1 protein-coding gene and 1 pseudogene are annotated in these 773 nt (G+C 66.9%); both read left to right on the top strand.

The features are described from left to right. Positions 1-512, top strand: a pseudogene (locus tag AYJ54_RS52200) (DNA polymerase III subunit gamma/tau); the annotation flags it as partial. Positions 513-538: 26 nt separating this feature from the next. Further along, positions 539-773: YbaB/EbfC family nucleoid-associated protein (locus tag AYJ54_RS10130; RefSeq protein ID WP_245328969.1), on the top strand; the 235-nt coding region annotated here is incomplete at its 3' end.

The following is a 773-nucleotide window of genomic DNA, read 5'->3' as shown; positions in this document are numbered from 1 at the left end:
CATCGTTCGGCGGTGGCGCCCGCCTGCAGATGGCCGCCCCCGCGCCCGATCCGCAAGGCGCCGCGCCGGCGCTGCGCATCACGAGCTTCACCCAGCTCGTCGCGCTCGCCGGCCAGAAGCGCGACCTCATGACCAAGGCGGCGCTCGAAGGCGACATGCGCCTCGTCCGTTTCGAGGAGGGCCGGCTGGAGGTCGCGCTCGAGCCCAACGCCTCCAAAACCACGATCACCGAGCTCGCGCGCAAGTTCGAGTTCTGGACCGGCCGCCGCTGGACCGTGATCGTCTCCAACGAGCCGGGCCAGCCGACGCTGCGTTCGGTGAACCAGGCCGCCAAGCAGGAGCATGCGCGTACCGCGGAGGCCGATCCGCGCGTGCAGGAGGTGCTGTCGCGTTTTCCCGGTGCAAAGGTCGTCGAGGTCCGCAGGCTTGCCCCCGAGGCGCCGGAATCCAATATTAACTCGGATTATGGCAGTGATGATCCGGTCGACGGTTCCGACAGCGACGATCTCTGAGCCAGGCTTTCCAAGGACACGCACCGATGGCTGATTTTCTCGGCATGATGAAGCAGGCGGCGCAGCTGCAATCCAAGATGCAGGCAATGCAGGAGGAGCTCGGCAATGTCGAGGTCGAGGGCATCTCCGGCGGCGGCCTGGTCGCGGTCCGCATGACCGCGAAGATGGACGTGAAGGGCGTCAGGATCGATCCCTCGCTGATGAAGCCCGAGGAGCGCGAGGTGCTCGAGGACTTGCTCGTCACCGCGCTCAGTGACGCCC

The sequence above is a fragment of the Bradyrhizobium centrolobii genome (assembly GCF_001641635.1).
Lineage (GTDB): Bacteria > Pseudomonadota > Alphaproteobacteria > Rhizobiales > Xanthobacteraceae > Bradyrhizobium > Bradyrhizobium centrolobii.
The sequence above is the reverse complement of the archived record's forward strand: the minus strand, read 5'-3'. Positions and strand labels throughout refer to the sequence as shown.